This window comes from Morganella morganii H1r, assembly GCF_000633515.1.
In the GTDB taxonomy this organism is placed as follows: domain Bacteria; phylum Pseudomonadota; class Gammaproteobacteria; order Enterobacterales; family Enterobacteriaceae; genus Morganella; species Morganella morganii_B.
In genome coordinates this window covers 1-623 of the sequence record NZ_AYMP01000114.1, presented here as the reverse complement: position 1 = coordinate 623, position 623 = coordinate 1, and the positions used below count along the sequence as shown (strand labels likewise).

Sequence of the window (623 nt, the reverse complement as noted above, 5' to 3'; positions counted from 1 at the left end):
TCCATCCCATTAACTGGAAATCAAAATATGGCGGTATGGAAGCGGCTGATATTAAAAGGCTTAAAAAACTTGAATATGAAAATACCAGGCTTAAGCGGTTATTTGCGGAAGTCAGTCTGGAAAATCATGCTATGAAGGAGCTTTTCGCAAAAAAGGGCTGGTGATGACCGAGAAAAAAACCTGCGCTCAGGAATTAACTCAGGCAGGCTTATCGGTCATAACCGCCTGTCGGTTAGTTTCATTGCCCAGAACCTCTTTTTACCGGACAAACACTGACTGGAAAATAAAGGATGCCCCTGTTATTGAAGCGATTTATGCCGAACTGGAATTATCACCACAGGCCGGATTCTGGAAATGTTTTCACCGGATGCGGCAGAAAAAACATCTCTTTAATCATAAACGGGTTTACCGGGTATATTGCCGGCTGGGCTTAAATCTAAAACGCAGGGTAAAGAAAAAATTGCCTGAGCGAGAAAGAAAACCGCTGATTGCAGCAACGCAGATTAATGAGCGTTGGGCGATGGGCGATGGGCGATGGGCGATCGATTTTATGAACGACAGCCTGTATTGCGACAAACGTTTCAGAACATTGAATATTATTGATGTAGTGGTCAACTAAAATT

General features: G+C 43.2%; 1 pseudogene. It reads left to right on the top strand.

Annotated elements, in window-relative coordinates:
- Window positions 1-604: pseudogene (locus U868_RS25405) on the top strand (transposase); the annotation flags it as partial.
- Window positions 605-623: the final 19 nt, after the last annotated feature.